We start from the raw sequence: 14,718 nt of genomic DNA on the forward strand, positions 1-14,718 counted from the left end.
GGCTGCTGCCCGCTATCATGCCGGGCTGCTGGGCCAGCCCCTGCGTGTGCTGATGGAAACCCCCACCACCGGGCATAGCGAGCAGTTCGCGCCCGTGCGGCTTGCCCATGGCGAGGCCGAGGTGGGAGAGATTGTGACCCTCATGCCCGTGGCGGTGGACGGCGTGGGGCTGGTGGCCGAAAGGATCTGAGATGGCGCTTGGTTTTTTCTCTCGTCTCAAGCAGGGGCTCTCGCGCTCTACCCAGAAGCTGGGCGATGGGCTGAGCGGGCTGTTCACGCGCCGCAAGCTCGATGACGCGGCGCTGGAAGACCTGGAAGACCTGCTGATTACGGCTGATCTGGGCCCGGCGGTGGCGGAGCGGGTGATTGAATCCTTCCGCGCCAGCCGCTTTGGCGCGGAAGTGACGGATGAGGAAATCCGCACCACACTGGCCGATGAAATCGCCCGAATTCTCGAGCCCGTGGCCAAACCGTTCGAACCCGATCCTGCGCACCGGCCGCATGTGGTGCTGGTGGTGGGGGTGAATGGTGTGGGTAAAACCACAACCATTGGCAAGATGGCACGTTTTTTCACTGATAAGGGCCGCAAGGTCATGCTGGTGGCGGGCGATACGTTCCGCGCCGCGGCGGTGGAGCAGTTGCAGGTCTGGGGCCAGCGTACGGGCTGCCCCGTTATGGCCGGGCCACCGGGAGCCGATGCGGCCGGGCTGGCGTTCGAGGGGCTGCAACGCGCCACAACCGAAGGGGCGGACCTGCTGTTTGTCGATACGGCGGGGCGGCTGCACAATAAAAGCGCGCTGATGGAGGAACTGGCCAAGATCATCCGCGTCATGCGTAAGTTCGATGAAACGGCCCCCCATTCCGTGCTGCTGGTGCTGGATGCCACCACCGGGCAGAACGCGGTGGAGCAGGTGCGGGTGTTTCGCGAACTTGTGAATGTAACCGGGCTTGTGGTGACCAAGCTCGACGGCTCGGCGCGCGGAGGTATTGTCGTGGCGCTGGCCGATACGTTTGGCCTGCCGGTTCATGCCGTGGGTGTGGGCGAGCAGGCGGAGGATCTGCGCCCGTTCGAGGCGGCGGATTATGCGCGCGGTCTGGTGGGCGTTCTGCCTGCTCCAGCCGAAAACGCGGGAGAATAAGCGATCACGCCGCATGGTGCGTGCGTGGCGGAAATGACGCGGAATGCGGCGTAGCTGGGGATAAGGCAATATTTTGGCGTTCTGGTCTGTCATGCTTTCTTGACAGGATATGCCTGCCCCGTTAGCAAGCGCCTGCACCTTCGGGAGGTGCGGAGAATGAATGGGAAAAAAGACGATTCCTTTTCCAGCAGACTGAATGCGGCAGAGCGCCGCAACGGTATGGTGGTAGAGGAAAAAACAGCGGATCAGGTTGCCCTTGAAGGGGCAGACAAGGCCCTGTCCTCGCTGGCCCTGCGGGCTGGCACCGAAATGCTCTCGGCTCTGGTCGTGGGTGTTGCTATCGGGTGGGGGCTGGATCGCTGGCTTGGTACGCGGGCACTTTTTCTGGTTCTCTTCGCGTTGCTCGGTGGTGGTGCGGGCGTACTCAATGTCTGGCGGCTCGTTAAGCCGATGGACAGAACATAGGAAGCTGAAGGCCCGGTATCGGCCATGCGCGCGGGCGCAGGCGATTCGGGGCCGGGTTTGGGAGAGCGGTTGTGGCGGGCGGTTCCAGCATCAACGTACTTGAGCAGTTTGAGCTTCATCCCATTCTCGGGGGTCTGGGCGATGCGCTGCGTCTGAGCCAGTCTCCTGTATACATGGTGGTGGCTGTCTGCCTTGTGCTGGCTTTCCTGTATCTGGGTATGCGTCCTGCTGCCGTGGTGCCCGGTCGCCTGCAGGCAGCGGCGGAAGTGTGCTACGAGTTTATCCATACCATGGCGGTCGATACGATCGGCGCTGAAGGGGCAGCTTTCTTCCCCTTCGTGTTTACGCTGTTCTTCTTCATCCTGGCGGGTAACTATATCGGCCTTCTGCCTTTCTCCTTCACCTTCACCAGCCATATTGCGGTTACCTTCGCTCTGGCGCTGATGGTGTTCGTGCTGAGCGTGGTGGTGTCGCTCAAGTCGCAGGGTCTGCGTTTCTTCGCGCATTTCATGCCCGATGGTGCCAGCCCCTTCCTTGCGCCGCTGCTGATTCCGATTGAAATCCTGTCCTTTCTGTCCCGTCCGGTGAGCCTGTCCATCCGACTGTTCGCCAACATGGTGGCGGGGCATGTCATGTTCGATATTTTCGCAAGCTTCGTTATCATGCTCGCCAGCTTTGGCGTGGTGGGTGACGTGTTCGCGATTGGGCCTATCGCCATTAACGTGGCGCTTATGGCTCTTGAGTTGCTTGTTGGTGTGTTGCAGGCCTACGTGTTTGCCATCCTGACGTGCATCTACCTGCGGGAGGCCGTGGCTCACTGAGGAGCTGCTTTGCCCGTTTCTTTTCAAACTGTCTTGCAACAAGGAAGTGACTGATATGGACATCGCTGCAGCCCGGGAAATCGGTGCAGGTATCGCCGTGATCGCCCTCGCCGGCGTTGGTATCGGCCTCGGCAACATCTTTTCAACGCTGGTCAGCAGCATCGCGCGCAACCCCGCTTCGCGCCCGCATGTGTTCGGCCTGGGCATGCTCGGCTTCGCGCTGACAGAAGCTATCGCCCTGTTCGCGCTGCTTATCGCGTTCCTGATCCTCTTCGTCTGAGACAGATCAGAACTTAGGGAGGAGACATTTCCGTGCGTATGATGACGAAGACAGTTCGCGCTGGACTGCTTATGTCGGCTTGCGGTGTTTCCCTGCTGGCCGCCACCGCACCTGGTGCATACGCCTCGGGAATGCCTCAGCTTGATTTCGCCAACCCCCTCGTGACCGGTCAGGTCATGTGGGGTGCGGTGATTTTTCTCGTATTCTATCTTGTCCTTTCACGCGCCATGCTGCCGCGTGTGTCCCGTGTGCTGGAAGACCGCGCGCATCGCATTTCGAGTGATCTCGAAGTCGCCCGCGCCGCCAAGCACGATGCGGACAGGGCAGTGGCCGAACTCCAGCAGGCCCGCAAGGATGCCATGTCGGAGGCTCAGGCCAACCTGCAGAAAGCGCTCGACGAAGAACGTCAGGCCGCTGAAAAGCAGATGCAGGATATCAATGCCCGTCTGGACAAGGAAATCGCGGACGCCGAAGAGCGTATCGCGGCTGAAAAAGCCCGCGCGCTGGGTGCCCTCAGGGATATTGCGCTCGACACCACGCAGGCTCTCGTGCAGCGCCTGACCGGTCTCGCCCCTGATGCCCAGCTTGTGGCCCAAAAGGTTGAAGGCGCCTCAGCGCGCCGCGCCGTCTGATCCGGTTCGGGGAGAATTTACGTCATGTCCGGCATTTTTCACGAAGCGGGTTTCTGGGTCGCGGTTTCGTTCGTTCTGTTCTTCGTGCTGGTTGGCAAGAAGATCTGGACGCCGCTGGCAGCCATTCTGGACAACCGCGCGGATCGTATCCGCAAGGAACTGGACGAAGCAGCCGATCTGCGCCGTGAAGCCGAGCAGATGCTGGAGGACGCCACGCGTGAGCGTGAACATGCTCTGGCCGAAGCCCGTAGCCTGATCGAGCAGTCCCGCAAGCAGGCACAGGACATCGCCCTGAAAGCCCGTCAGGAAGCCGAGGACGCCGTGAAGCGCCACGAGCAGATGGCGCGTGACCGGATTGCGGCTGTCGAACGCGCAGCCCTCAAGGAAGTGCGCCAGCTTGCTATCGATGTCGCAGTTGACGCCGCTCAGGATGTCATTCCGCAGACACTCGACACCAATTCTGCCTCCGCTCTGGTGGATCAGGCTCTGGCCAATCTGCCCAAGGCGCTGGCGGCGCACGCGGCCTGATAGCGCGCGCCACAAGGCCTGCCTGAGCATGACGCAGGTAGAACAGACAGCATCTTTGCTTTCTCATGACGATACTCGGCCTGTGCTGAGTATCGTCATTGCCGTTCTGAACGAGCAGGATAATCTGCCGCAGGTTTGCCGTGAACTGGCCGAGGCCTGTGCGGTTCTCCCTTCTGCCGAAATTGTTTTTGTTGATGACGGTAGCACGGATTCAACCGTGGCCGTGCTGCAGCGCATTCGGGCCGAAGGGGTTCTGAACCTGCGCGTGTTGCAGCATGACAGGCGCTGCGGCAAATCAGCCGCGCTGCGTACCGGCATTACGGCGGCGCAGGGTGTGTGGATTGCCACCATCGATGGTGATGGACAGGACGACCCGCGTGAACTGGCTCCCCTGTTGACACTCGCCCGCACGGCCAACGGGGCACCCCCGCTGGTGGTAGGTGTGCGTACCCGCCGCAAGGATGGCTGGTCGCGCCGGGTAGCGACCCGTCTGGCCAACGGGCTGCGCCAGCGTCTGTTACAGGATCACTGCCCGGATACGGGTGCGCCAATCAAGATTTTCCGCCGCGTCGATTTTCTGGCTCTGCCTCAGTTTGAAGGCCTGCACCGTTTTCTGCCCGCTCTGCTGGGCTCCTATGGTGTGCCGCTGGTGTGCCACCCGGTTTCGCACCGGCCACGACTGCATGGGCAGTCCAAATACACCAATTTCAACCGCGCGGTTGTTGGTGTGCGCGATCTGCTGGGGGTTATGTGGCTGCGTAATCGCACGCGCCTGCCCGCTTCGGTTCGGGAATGCTGAAAAAACACCCGCGCCTGTTCCGGCTGAGTTTTCTCGGACTTGCAGCTTTTGTCATGCTGCTGTTCGGCCGGGCTTCCATTCCGCCGTTTGACCGTGATGAGCCACGGTATATGGAAGCCACAGCGCAGATGCTGCGGACGCATAATTTCATAGATGTGCGCTTTCAGGATGCACCGCGCTATCTTCAGCCTGCGGGTATTTACTGGCTTGAATCTGCTTCTACCGCGCTGGCCTCGGCCGTAACCGGCACCTCGCAGGAGCGGGCGGTGTGGCCGTACCGTATTCCGTCCCTGCTGGCCATGACGGCATCCGTGGTGCTGACAGCCGTTATTGGTGGTGCGCTGTTTGGCGAACAGGCGGGGCTATGGGCAGGGCTTATCCTGCTGGCCAGCGTGCTGTGCATGGCCGAAGGCCGGATGGCCACCATTGATTCGTGCCTGCTGCTGACAATCCTGCTGGTCCAGCTTGCCCTGACCCGCGCCCTGAAAGACCGTGAGGCTGAACGCCCGACCCCGCTGCGTGTGGCGCTGCTGTACTGGGGGGCCATAGGCTGCGGCTTATGCTCAAGGGGCCGGTGGTGCTGGTGCCAGCGCTTGGCACGCCGCTGGCTCTGGCGTTGGTGGAGCGGCGGGCGGATCTCTGGCGCAGGATGCGGCCCGGCTGGGGCTGGCTTGTGGCTGTGGCCGTGGCGCTGCGTGGTGTATTGCGATAGGCCTTGTCAGCCATGGCGAATTTTTCCGCCGGGCGGTAGGGCGTAATTTTCTGGGTAAGGTTGCCTCCGGGCAGGAAGCCCATGGTCTGCCGCCGGGTTATCACCTGCTGGTGTTTGTGCTGGCCTTCTGGCCGGGTTCGTATTTTGCGGCGGCGGTGGCACCCCAAGCTTGGCGGCAGCGTGCGACACCGGCTGTGCGCTACCTGCTGTGCTGGATTGTGCCGCACTGGCTGGTGTTTGAAGCTATTGCCACCAAGTTGCCGCATTATGTCCTGCCGACCTATCCGGCCATAGCCATTCTGGTGGCGGGGCTGCTGGGGCGTGGCGGGGCGACATGGCGCAACGGCCCGCAAAGTCGCTGGGGCCGTGTGCTGCTGGGCGGGTATAGTGTTGCGTGGTGTCTGGTCGGGTGCCTGCTGGCGCTGGCCGGGCCAGTGCTGCTGTACCGGCTGGAGCACACGGTTTCGCCACAGGCACTGGTGCTGGCAGGTGGTGCCTTACCGCTGATTGGCCTGTCCATGGTGCTGATCTGGCGGCTGGAGCTGCAACGCGCCCTGTTATGCGCGCTGGTGGCTGCGGCCCTGCTCTATGCCGAACTGTTTACGTTTGTTGTGCCGCAGCTCAACACGATCTGGCTGGCGCCGCGTCTGGCGGATCTTGTGGAGCAGGAAAAACCCTGCCCGGTTACGCGGGTGTATTCGGTGTCCTTTTCCGAGCCCAGTCTGGTTTTTCTGCTTGGTGGGCAGGTGGTGCTGTCTCCCCCCGCTGAGGCGGCGCAAGGCCTGTTGGCCCATCCGGCTTGCACAGCGGTGCTGCTGGCCACGCGCGATCGTTCCCGCTTTCTCGATGCGCTGGGTGGGCAGCAGAGCCGGTTGCGTGCCCATGGGCAGGTGCAGGGCATGAATTACTCCAACGGGCGCACGCTGGATATCAGCCTGTATACGCTCGCCCCCGAGACACCGCCTGTGCCAGCAGCGCAGGACGAGGCGCACTAAACCCATCAGTCGCCATTATGCGGGCACCCATAGATTGTATCTATGCTCTGCATCGCTTTTTTGGACGTTCCGTATCCGTTATGGTCTGTGAGACAGTTCGTTCTGTAACAGGACGAATGGAAAGTCAGAGACATGACAGGTTTTGCATCCGCCGCTAGCGTGTCTTTACCCACAGGGCAGACGCCTTGCGGGCAGGTAACACCCGGTCTGGCCGACCTGCAGGGGTTATGGACCCGCTCGCTGATCGCCTGGCCTGACGGGCGACAGGATACGACAACACAGGTTGTGTGGTTGCAGGGCAAGGCCGGGTATATCGACCTGCGCCAGCCTGCCGACCTGCCCGATTTTGCCTCCGTGCGCTGTCTGAATGATCTGACATGGGATGACTGCCGGGCACTGGCGGCCCAGCAGGGGTTTGCCGGCACATTGCTGGAAGATGGAACGGCGTTTGTCTGGGAGCGTGAGCTGGATTACCAGCCTGCCGAGCTTACGCCGGATTCCGGTTTTCTGGCGTGGCAGGATACGATGCTGGTGGAAACAGGGCGGCATCAGCCTTATGTGGAGCACTGGCACCGCGCAACAGAGCTACCCGCCCCGGTGGATGAAGCACAGCCGGGTGGTTGGCAGGCGGCGGAAGGGATTCTGCTACGCCTGCGTGCGCGTGGGGCAGGAGGCAGCGCCATGGCTCTGCGCGTGGGGCCGTATTTCATGTTCGCGCAGGCGACATCGCCTTTAGTCACGCCCGCACAGGCCAATACTCTGGCCGAAGCCGTGGAGCGCGCGGATACGCTACAGGCGGCGCGCGCACTTGTGGCGTGCGAAATCTCCTTTGGGCATGTGCAGGGGCCTGACGGGCTGCCGGTTATCATGCGCTCGACCCTGCTGGCGGGTGGGGAGCCCCTTTCACCTGTCGGCCATGGCCGATGGCGCGCTGGCCACGCCGGGGCAGGAAGCCGATGGCCAGCCCTGCACCTTGCTGTGGGACAGACAGCCCCCACTCTCACACGCCGCCTGATCTGCCCAAGGCATGACGGAAAATAGAAGGACTGCGTTCATGAACACGGATTTCACCTCCATTCCCGTTGTCGATATCGCGGGTCTTTTTGGCACGGCGGAAGAGAAAGCCGCAGTGGTGGCGGCTCTGGCTACCGCCGCACAGGATGTGGGCTTCATGCATGTGACAGGGCACGGGCTTGACCCTGCCGTGTTCGAGGCCTTGCTGGAACAGACAAAACGGTTTTTCGCCCAACCGCTGGACGAAAAAAATGAAGGTCTATATCGGCAATTCCACAAACCATCGTGGTTACGTGCCACAGGGTGAGGAAGTGTTCAGCGCGGGCAGCAAGGACCTCAAGGAAGCCTACGACCTCTCGCGTGATCTGCCAGCCACCGACCCGGAATATCTTGCGGGCAACCTCCTGCTGGGGCCTAATCAATGGCCGGATGATGCCACGTTCAAGCAGGTGGTAAACCAGTATTACGATGCGGCCTTCCAGATCGGGTGCAGGCTCATGGGGGCATTTGCCCTTGCTTTGGGGCTGGAGGAAAACGCTTTTGAATCCAGCCTGACCCGCCCGCCCAGCCAGCTCAGGCTCATTCATTACCCGTTCGACCCCGATGCCCATGATGTGGCAGGTATTGGCGCGCATACCGATTACGAGTGCTTTACCCTGCTGCGCTCTACCGCGCCGGGGTTGGAGGTCATGAACCAGAAAGGCGAATGGGTGGATGCCCCCCCGGTTGAAAACGCCTTTGTGGTGAATACCGGCGACATGCTGGAACTGCTGAGCGGGGGGAGCTTTGTCGCCACATCGCACCGGGTGCGTAAAGTGGCAGAGGAACGCTACTCTTTTCCGCTGTTCTTTTCTCTGGATTATCATGTGCGCGTTCAGCCCGTGGTGCCGGTGGCGGATGGCCTGCCTGCCCAGAGCCTGATCGCGGGCGAGCACCTTGCCGCCCAGACGATGCAGACATTCACCTATCTCAAACAGCGCGTGGCGGAAGGCCGGATAAGCCTGCCTGAAAGCCATGTCGGCCTATCGGTCTTCGGGCAGGAAGCGCGCCACGGGCGCGGGGGCAGCGCCGTGCAGGGCTGAGGGTTAAACCGCCGGGCCCGGTCTGTCTTTACCGCGCGCGAGGCTCCCGGACTGCTGTGCGATGTCATTGCCGTGGGGCCGGAAAGTCTCGCGGCCCACGGGGCGGAATGGCTCGGTATCATGCGGATATGGGAGCGTGTCGTCCATTACATCAAAGACCCCGCAACGCAGGACGATACGCTGCGGATTATGTCGGCGCGGATGGGGGTTGATGTCGCGACTTACAGAAAGCTTCTGGATGGCACACGGCTTATGACGCTCGCAGACAACCGCCGGAGCTTTGTGGATTCACACAATATCATGTCTTTGTATGAATCAACGCGGCTGGCGGATGCGTCCAATGTCAGGGAAGGCGTTTACAAAACGGCCCAGCCTGTGTCCAAATATCTCGATAGCGGCTTGCTGTCCGCTTTAAAGGAGTAGCACCGCACGGCGGAAGCCAGAGACGTGGACACGCATGGGGGGAGGCAGTTCATGAAAAAAGAGACTGCTCCTGAATGGACCGACCAGAGCCTTCAGGCCTTTGTGCGCAAGGTGGACTGGAACCTGTGCCGCGATTTTCTGGCCATTGCCCGTTATGGCGGGGTAGGGGCCGCGGCCCGTGCCACCGGGCGGCGGCAACCCAGCCTGAGTGCCGCCCTGCGCCGGTTTGAGGCCCATGTGGCCATACGCTCTGCGACCGCTCAAGCCGCGGCGTGGTGCTGACCCCCATGGGGGTCGCCGTGCTGGCGCTGTGCCGGGATATGGCAGGCAGTGTCATGGCCATGCCGCTCCACGCTGCTGCCGCTGCCGGGCGGGTGGAAGGTACGCTGCGGCTGTGCATGATTCCCGATGTGGCGGTGCCCGCGGTGGATGAGGCTATCATGCAGTTCAACAGCGCCTATCCGGCAGTTTCCCTGCATATCGATATTGCGCCCTGGCGGCAGACCATAGAGGCCGTGGAGCGGGGCGACGCAGATATTGGTATTACCTGCGACGATATCCGGCGTCAGAGCCTGCGCTATGTCACCATAGGGCAGGAAGCCCAGCAGCTTTACTGTGTGGACAAGGCCCCCCTGCTGGCGCGGCTGGCGGCGGCCGAGCTTGGTGTGGCCGGGGAGGAAAAGCGCTTTGCCCCCCGCTACTTTACCGGCGAGAGCTTTATTCTGACAGGTGGGGATGAACCGCGCGAACTGCGGGACCTGCGCGCCGTTACGGGCTGGGCGAGAGTGTGTCCGGGCAGGTGGATACATTGAGCGAGGCCAGACGCCTCGTGCTGCTGGGGGTGGGTATCGGCTTTCTGCCCATTGATTTTGCCCGCCCGGATGAGGCGGCAGGCAGGCTGGTGCCCCTGCTGCCCGATGACCTGCTGCCCCGCTATCCCATTTACATGATTACCCGCACGGACACGCCAGAAGGCACGGCGGCTTCGCTCATGACGCGCAGCATTGTCTCGCGCATGGCGGAGCGTTCTTTGCTGGATGGGGAGGACATGCGGCTGGCCTGACACGGGCTGTGTCTGTGCACAAAGCAACACATGCACCATGAGCGTGGGGGGCGCTTTGTATCAAGTACGATGTCAGGAAAGGAAAATGGTGCCCGCTGGCGGATTCGAACCACCGGCCCCATCATTACGAATGACGTGCTCTACCAACTGAGCTAAGCGGGCTTGGAATATTTCCGAAGCGGTGACTATCACGCAGGCCCAACGGGCGCAACCGCAAATCGGAGAAAAAATGTCCTGTGGCGGCAGGGGCTTGCCTTTGCCGCCACAGGGTTGGACTTCAGGCGCTACCGGGGCCGTTTTCGGCGTCGTTATCGGTCAGCGGAATGGGGTAGTCACCGGTAAAGCAGGCATCGCAATAGCGGTTGGGGCTAGCGGTGCGGCTTTCATGGCCCATGGCGCGGTACAGACCATCCAGCGAGATAAAGGCCAGACTGTCCACCCCGATCAGCTCGGCCATGGTTTTCAGGTCATGCTGGGCGGCCAGCAGCTTGCTGCGCTCAGGCGTGTCGATCCCGTAGAAGCACGAATGCTTGGTGGGCGGGGAGGAAATGCGCATATGCACTTCGCTGGCCCCGGCGGCGCGCACCATATCCACGATCTTGCGTGAGGTTGTGCCGCGCACGATGGAATCGTCCACCAGTATTACGCGCTTGCCGTCGAGCATCTGCCGGTTGGGCGAATGCTTCATTTTAACGCCCAGATGCCGAACCTGATCCGTGGGTTCGATAAAGGTGCGGCCTACGTAGTGATTGCGGATAATACCCAGCTCGAACGGAATGCCGCTGGCCTCCGCATAGCCGATGGCCGATGGCACGCCGGAATCGGGCACCGGCACCACCACATCGGCTTCTACACCGCTTTCATGCGCGAGTTCGCGGCCGATCTGCTTGCGCACGCCATAAACCGGCAGGCCTTCGAGCACGGAATCGGGGCGGGCGAAATAGATGTATTCAAACACGCAGAAATGCGGCTGCGTCTGCCCGAAGGGGCGGAGTGAGCGGATGCCGGAATCGTCGATGATCACCAGCTCGCCCGGTTCCACATCGCGCACGAATTCCGCGCCGATAATGTCCAGACCGCAGGTTTCGGAGGCCAGAACCCATGCGCCGCTATTGCCGGTGTCGTCCTTGGGCATGCGGCCCAGTACGAGCGGGCGCACGCCCATGGGGTCGCGCACGCCGATCAGCGCGTCCTGAGACAGCACGACCAGCGAATAAGCGCCTTCAACCCGCTTGAGCGCATCAATCAGCCTGTCTTCCACCGTGGCGTACAGCGAAATGGCGATCAGATGCACGAACACTTCCGAATCCGTGGTGGACTGGAACAGGCAGCCCCGGCGGATCAGCTCGCGGCGCAGCATGTTGGCGTTGGTCAGGTTGCCGTTATGGGCCACCGCCAGCCCGCCAAAGGCGAATTCGGCAAACAGGGGCTGCACGTTGCGCAGCAGCGTGGCACCGGATGTGGCGTAGCGGTTGTGGCCAATGGCGCGCGTGCCTTCCAGCGTGGCCAGAACGCGCGAGTCTTCAAAGACATCGCCCACGAGGCCCAGCCCGCGATGCGAGTGAAAGCGCTCGGTGGCGGCATCGAAGGAGACAATGCCCGCTGCTTCCTGCCCGCGATGCTGGAGCGCATGCAGGCCAAGGGTGGTTAGCGGGGCGGCGTCACGGGCGTTCCATATGCCAAAGACCGCGCATTCTTCATGCAGGTGGTCGTCTTCCAGGCCACAGGCGGAGGTGCTCGGGTCTGAGGGCAGTACGGGCCGGGCGGGGCCGGGTTCTGGCAGGGTGGCGCAGGAAGGATCAGACAGGCTGGAACGGACGGGCATGGAACGCGCAGGGCCTCCGCAATGGGCTGGCAGGAGCCGGTAGGGGATTACAAGCTCGCGTCATGACCTGTTGATGGCGAAGGCGCAACCCCTTTTGCGCTGAAATCGGCCATATAGGTTTGAAGGCTATGAGCGGCTGCCTGTATATATGGGGTGAGCCTGCTGCCTTTTTCCAGTGCCCGCATGTCCTGCGGCTGTAATAGCCAGTGTGCCAGCATGTAGCCGATCACAACAATCAGCCCGCCGCGCGCAAGGCCGAACACGCCGCCCAGCAGCCGGTCAGGGCCATCAAGCGGGGTGGCGCGCACCACCTGAACGATGCGTGCGGAGAGCAGCCCCCCCGCAAGGGCCGCAACCAGCAGCACACCCAGAAATGCCGCCGCCCGCGCTCCAGTGGGGGAGGTAATGTATGTTTGCGCCCACTGCGTCAGGGACGGGTTGAACCTGAGGGCCGCAAGCCCCGCGAGTGTCCACACCACTATGCCTAGTGCCGCCCGCGTCAGCCCGCGCCACAGGCCATGCAGGACCGACAGGGTGATGAGTGCAAGCGCGATGCCGTCTATGGCCGCCATGGGACTACCGTGTTCTGGATGATGGATACTCTGGTGGCGGGCCGCAGGGAGCCTGTCAAGCGGGCAGGCCTGCCGCCAGCCTTGTGTGATGTAGCCGGGCTGTAAGGGTTCAGGCCCTAGGCATGGCCCAAGGCATAGTCAGGGGGGCTGCGCGTGGCTCAGGGCAGCTTGCTGGTGGTGATGCGCCATGCCCGCGCGCGCCGTCCGACGGCCTTGCGGCGGTGTGGGGGCTGGTTGAGCCGGTGCAGCAGCTCGGATACTTCCAGCCTGCGCAGCAGTTCGGTCCAGACTTCGGCGGGGGGCATGTCCTGTGCGCGCCAGATCTCTTCGAGTGCGAGCAGGAACTGGGCACTTTCGCGGATAATGTCCTGCCGTCGCCCTGCGATAAAGGCCGCCGTGCAGTTCGTGGCGTGCAGTCCTGCTTTCTGGCACACCCGCATGGTGGCGGGGGCCGGTGTGCCGCCAGAGGCGGAGGAGGACTGCGCGGGTTGGGTTGGTGCCATTATCTCATGATGCGTCGTATCGACCGGGTGGGTCAATCACCCAAGTAAGAGGGGTGGCACCTTTCCTGTGGGTTTGTCCGTTCTGTTATGCCCGCGCGCGGTTTTGGGGGTTTAAAACCAACGCGCGGGCAGGGTCTGTCAGCGGCGGATGCCGCGTGGATCAGAACTCTTCGTAACGGGCGGGGTCCTGATCGAAGGTGCGGCCATCAGGGCGGGCCAGTGTTGCGATTTTGGCCATGTCATCCGCTGTCAGTTCAAAATCGAACACCGACAGGTTCTGAAGCTGCCGCTCAGGGGAGGACGCCTTGGGCAGCGGCACCGCGCCAAGCTGCACGTGCCAGCGCAGGATTACCTGCACAATGCTGCGGCCGGTCCGTGTGGCGATTTCCTGCAACAGGGGGTCTTGCAGCATGCTGCTGGCGCGGCCCAGCGGACTCCATGACTGGGTGGCAATGCCATGTTTGGCATTGAAGGCGCGCTGGGCATCCTGCGGAAAATACGGGTGCAGTTCGATCTGGTTGACCGCAGGTGTGACACCCGTGGCGCTGATGATGGCCTCCAGATGTTCAGGCAGGAAGTTGCACACCCCGATCGAGCGGATCAGACCGCGTTTCTGGGCTTCCACCAGTGCGGTCCAGGCTTCGACATACAGCCCCTTGCTGGGGTTGGGCCAGTGGATGAGATACTGGTCGTAGTAGTCAAGCTGCGCGCGGTAGAGCGATTCCTCGACGGTGGCGATCGCTTCGTCGAAATGGTGGTGCCGCCCTGGCAGCTTGGACGTGACGCGTAGCGTCTCACGCGGCAGGCCCGCTTTGCGGATAGCCGCGCCCACGGCTCCTTCGTTTTCGTAATTAAAGGCGGAATCGAGCAGGGTATAGCCAGTGTGCAGTGCGCTGACCATGTCGGTCACACCCTGCGCACCGTTCAGTTTATAGGTGCCAAATCCAATGGCGGGCATGGTAGCGCCGTCATTGAGAGCGACGTTCGGGATGGGGGGAGTGGTCATGTCCACAGCTCCTTCTCGGCGTTTGCTGAAGGGGCATGGTGGGCAAATTTGCCGCCAAAGGCAAATCTGCCCCCCGTGGCATGGCGGGTGTTCCCCCCAAAGGGGGTGGTTCAGACCGTAAAATACTTGGCGTGGTGGTTAAGAACAACCAGTGCGGAGGTGGACTGCTCGGGGTGGAGTTGGTCACCATCGGTCAGGGAGACGCCAATACGCTCGGCACCCAGCAGGCGCAGCAGGGGTGCTTGATCTTCCAGCCGCGGGCAGGCCGGATAGCCGAAGGAATAGCGCGAGCCCCGGTAGCCCTGTTGCAGCAGGGTGTCCATCTCACGCGCGTCTTCAGCGGAGAAACCCAGCTCCGCACGGATACGCTTATGCGTGTATTCGGCCATGGCTTCCGCCATTTCCACCGACAGACCGTGCAGGTACAGGTAATCCTGATACCGGTTTTCCTCAAACCAGTCGCGGGCAATATCCGAGGCTTTCTGCCCTACGGTGACAACCTGAAGGCCTACGACATCGCGCACGGGGTCGTTAATATCGCGCACGAAATCGGCAATGCACTCGCCATCCGCACGGGGCTGGCGGGGCAGGCTGAAGCGGGCGGCTTCAGTGGTGCCGTCTTCCTCGAACAGCACCAGATCGTTGCCGTCGCCCGCGGCTTTCCAGTAGCCGTAGCAGGCTTGCGGGCGCAGGATGTTGTCCTTTGCCGCGAGGTCGAGCATGCGGCGCAGGATCGGCCGCAGTTCCTGCCGGGCCCAGATCAGGAAATCGTCAAGCGAGCGGCCCTGTTTACGAAAGCCCCACTGGAACTGGTACAGCGCGCGTTCGTTCAGGAAAGGCAGAACCGCCTCGGGCGTTG

The 14,718-nt window shown here is 62.2% G+C and carries 19 protein-coding genes, 1 tRNA gene and 2 pseudogenes; 16 read left to right on the forward strand and 6 right to left on the reverse strand.

The window, feature by feature from the left end; translation table 11 throughout:
* The 16 genes and pseudogenes from JCM25143_RS19105 to JCM25143_RS24830 all read left to right on the forward strand — a co-directional run.
* Window positions 1-190: pseudogene (locus JCM25143_RS19105) on the forward strand (tRNA (N(6)-L-threonylcarbamoyladenosine(37)-C(2))-methylthiotransferase MtaB); the annotation flags it as partial.
* 1 nt (window position 191) lies between these two features.
* Window positions 192-1,139 (forward strand): signal recognition particle-docking protein FtsY, encoded by a 948-nt coding sequence (ftsY, locus tag JCM25143_RS11570; RefSeq protein WP_025861278.1) that lies wholly within the window; start codon window positions 192-194, stop codon window positions 1,137-1,139.
* A gap of 156 nt (window positions 1,140-1,295) precedes the next feature.
* A complete protein-coding gene (locus JCM25143_RS11575; protein ID WP_025861280.1) occupies window positions 1,296-1,604 on the forward strand; it encodes an AtpZ/AtpI family protein in 309 nt (102 codons plus the stop codon).
* Between the two features lie 71 nt (window positions 1,605-1,675).
* Entirely contained in the window at window positions 1,676-2,425 is a 750-nt protein-coding gene (locus tag JCM25143_RS11580) for a F0F1 ATP synthase subunit A (RefSeq protein ID WP_025861281.1), read from the forward strand.
* 55 nt (window positions 2,426-2,480) lie between these two features.
* Window positions 2,481-2,705 (forward strand): ATP synthase subunit C family protein, encoded by a 225-nt coding sequence (locus tag JCM25143_RS11585; RefSeq protein WP_003624142.1) that lies wholly within the window; start codon window positions 2,481-2,483, stop codon window positions 2,703-2,705.
* Window positions 2,706-2,743: 38 nt separating this feature from the next.
* On the forward strand, window positions 2,744-3,337 hold the full coding sequence (locus tag JCM25143_RS11590; protein WP_051543278.1) for a F0F1 ATP synthase subunit B family protein: 594 nt from the start codon (window positions 2,744-2,746) through the stop codon (window positions 3,335-3,337).
* Window positions 3,338-3,370: 33 nt separating this feature from the next.
* Complete coding sequence (gene atpF, locus JCM25143_RS11595) at window positions 3,371-3,865, forward strand: F0F1 ATP synthase subunit B (RefSeq protein WP_035371190.1); 495 nt, start codon at window positions 3,371-3,373, stop codon at window positions 3,863-3,865.
* A gap of 28 nt (window positions 3,866-3,893) precedes the next feature.
* The gene (locus JCM25143_RS11600) at window positions 3,894-4,664 is read left to right on the forward strand and encodes a glycosyltransferase (RefSeq protein ID WP_025861285.1); all 771 of its coding nucleotides are present in this window, start codon (window positions 3,894-3,896) and stop codon (window positions 4,662-4,664) included.
* A pseudogene (locus tag JCM25143_RS19110) lies at window positions 4,658-6,371 on the forward strand (ArnT family glycosyltransferase). Before JCM25143_RS11600 ends, JCM25143_RS19110 begins: the two are co-directional and overlap by 7 nt.
* A gap of 132 nt (window positions 6,372-6,503) precedes the next feature.
* Complete coding sequence (locus JCM25143_RS20960; RefSeq protein ID WP_025861286.1) at window positions 6,504-7,412, forward strand: hypothetical protein; 909 nt, start codon at window positions 6,504-6,506, stop codon at window positions 7,410-7,412.
* A 13-nt stretch (window positions 7,413-7,425) separates the two neighbouring features.
* A complete protein-coding gene (locus JCM25143_RS24115) occupies window positions 7,426-7,692 on the forward strand; it encodes a 2-oxoglutarate and iron-dependent oxygenase domain-containing protein (protein ID WP_267879951.1) in 267 nt (88 codons plus the stop codon).
* On the forward strand, window positions 7,637-8,467 hold the full coding sequence (locus tag JCM25143_RS24120; RefSeq protein ID WP_267879952.1) for an isopenicillin N synthase family dioxygenase: 831 nt from the start codon (window positions 7,637-7,639) through the stop codon (window positions 8,465-8,467). The genes JCM25143_RS24115 and JCM25143_RS24120 overlap by 56 nt, the downstream gene beginning before the upstream one ends.
* Window positions 8,468-8,539: 72 nt before the next feature.
* The gene (locus tag JCM25143_RS11620; protein WP_025861287.1) at window positions 8,540-8,890 is read left to right on the forward strand and encodes a hypothetical protein; all 351 of its coding nucleotides are present in this window, start codon (window positions 8,540-8,542) and stop codon (window positions 8,888-8,890) included.
* Window positions 8,891-8,941: 51 nt separating this feature from the next.
* Entirely contained in the window at window positions 8,942-9,172 is a 231-nt protein-coding gene (locus JCM25143_RS20965) for a helix-turn-helix domain-containing protein (RefSeq protein WP_148300122.1), read from the forward strand.
* Complete coding sequence (locus tag JCM25143_RS24825) at window positions 9,163-9,702, forward strand: LysR family transcriptional regulator substrate-binding protein (RefSeq protein ID WP_051543284.1); 540 nt, start codon at window positions 9,163-9,165, stop codon at window positions 9,700-9,702. Before JCM25143_RS20965 ends, JCM25143_RS24825 begins: the two co-directional genes overlap by 10 nt.
* The gene (locus JCM25143_RS24830; RefSeq protein WP_051543287.1) at window positions 9,678-9,953 is read left to right on the forward strand and encodes a LysR substrate-binding domain-containing protein; all 276 of its coding nucleotides are present in this window, start codon (window positions 9,678-9,680) and stop codon (window positions 9,951-9,953) included. Before JCM25143_RS24825 ends, JCM25143_RS24830 begins: the two co-directional genes overlap by 25 nt.
* Before the next feature lie 86 nt (window positions 9,954-10,039).
* Here the strand turns inward: JCM25143_RS24830 and JCM25143_RS11630 are convergent.
* From JCM25143_RS11630 to JCM25143_RS19130, 6 genes are all read right to left on the reverse strand, one after another.
* Window positions 10,040-10,115 (reverse strand) — tRNA-Thr (locus JCM25143_RS11630).
* A 115-nt stretch (window positions 10,116-10,230) separates the two neighbouring features.
* Window positions 10,231-11,778 (reverse strand): amidophosphoribosyltransferase, encoded by a 1,548-nt coding sequence (gene purF, locus JCM25143_RS11635; protein ID WP_025861289.1) that lies wholly within the window; start codon window positions 11,776-11,778, stop codon window positions 10,231-10,233.
* Between the two features lie 47 nt (window positions 11,779-11,825).
* Window positions 11,826-12,350, reverse strand: coding sequence for a CvpA family protein (locus JCM25143_RS11640; RefSeq protein ID WP_025861291.1), 525 nt, complete (start codon window positions 12,348-12,350; stop codon window positions 11,826-11,828).
* 158 nt (window positions 12,351-12,508) lie between these two features.
* Window positions 12,509-12,853 carry a phosphoribosyl-ATP pyrophosphatase gene (locus JCM25143_RS11645; protein ID WP_051543289.1) on the reverse strand — a complete coding sequence of 115 codons (345 nt, stop codon included), beginning with the start codon at window positions 12,851-12,853 and terminating at the stop codon, window positions 12,509-12,511.
* Between the two features lie 160 nt (window positions 12,854-13,013).
* Window positions 13,014-13,859 carry an aldo/keto reductase gene (locus JCM25143_RS11650; protein WP_025861294.1) on the reverse strand — a complete coding sequence of 282 codons (846 nt, stop codon included), beginning with the start codon at window positions 13,857-13,859 and terminating at the stop codon, window positions 13,014-13,016.
* Between the two features lie 110 nt (window positions 13,860-13,969).
* On the reverse strand, window positions 13,970-14,718 hold a 749-nt coding region (locus tag JCM25143_RS19130; RefSeq protein ID WP_035371186.1), incomplete at its 5' end, for a vitamin B12 dependent-methionine synthase activation domain-containing protein.

It is taken from the genome of Acetobacter papayae JCM 25143 (genome assembly GCF_000613285.1).
Classification (GTDB): domain Bacteria; phylum Pseudomonadota; class Alphaproteobacteria; order Acetobacterales; family Acetobacteraceae; genus Acetobacter; species Acetobacter papayae.

Coding starts and splice junctions, on each gene's coding strand:
- JCM25143_RS24120 (WP_267879952.1), top strand. CDS start 7,637: ATGAAGGTCTATATCGGCAATTCCACAAACCATCGTGGTTACGTGCCA.
- JCM25143_RS24115 (WP_267879951.1), top strand. CDS start 7,426: ATGAACACGGATTTCACCTCCATTCCCGTTGTCGATATCGCGGGTCTT.
- JCM25143_RS20965 (WP_148300122.1), top strand. CDS start 8,942: ATGAAAAAAGAGACTGCTCCTGAATGGACCGACCAGAGCCTTCAGGCC.
- purF (WP_025861289.1), bottom strand. CDS start 11,778: ATGCCCGTCCGTTCCAGCCTGTCTGATCCTTCCTGCGCCACCCTGCCA.
- JCM25143_RS20960 (WP_025861286.1), top strand. CDS start 6,504: ATGACAGGTTTTGCATCCGCCGCTAGCGTGTCTTTACCCACAGGGCAG.
- JCM25143_RS11575 (WP_025861280.1), top strand. CDS start 1,296: ATGAATGGGAAAAAAGACGATTCCTTTTCCAGCAGACTGAATGCGGCA.
- ftsY (WP_025861278.1), top strand. CDS start 192: ATGGCGCTTGGTTTTTTCTCTCGTCTCAAGCAGGGGCTCTCGCGCTCT.
- JCM25143_RS11645 (WP_051543289.1), bottom strand. CDS start 12,853: ATGGCACCAACCCAACCCGCGCAGTCCTCCTCCGCCTCTGGCGGCACA.
- JCM25143_RS11585 (WP_003624142.1), top strand. CDS start 2,481: ATGGACATCGCTGCAGCCCGGGAAATCGGTGCAGGTATCGCCGTGATC.
- JCM25143_RS11640 (WP_025861291.1), bottom strand. CDS start 12,350: ATGGCGGCCATAGACGGCATCGCGCTTGCACTCATCACCCTGTCGGTC.
- JCM25143_RS11650 (WP_025861294.1), bottom strand. CDS start 13,859: ATGACCACTCCCCCCATCCCGAACGTCGCTCTCAATGACGGCGCTACC.
- JCM25143_RS11590 (WP_051543278.1), top strand. CDS start 2,744: ATGATGACGAAGACAGTTCGCGCTGGACTGCTTATGTCGGCTTGCGGT.
- JCM25143_RS11600 (WP_025861285.1), top strand. CDS start 3,894: ATGACGCAGGTAGAACAGACAGCATCTTTGCTTTCTCATGACGATACT.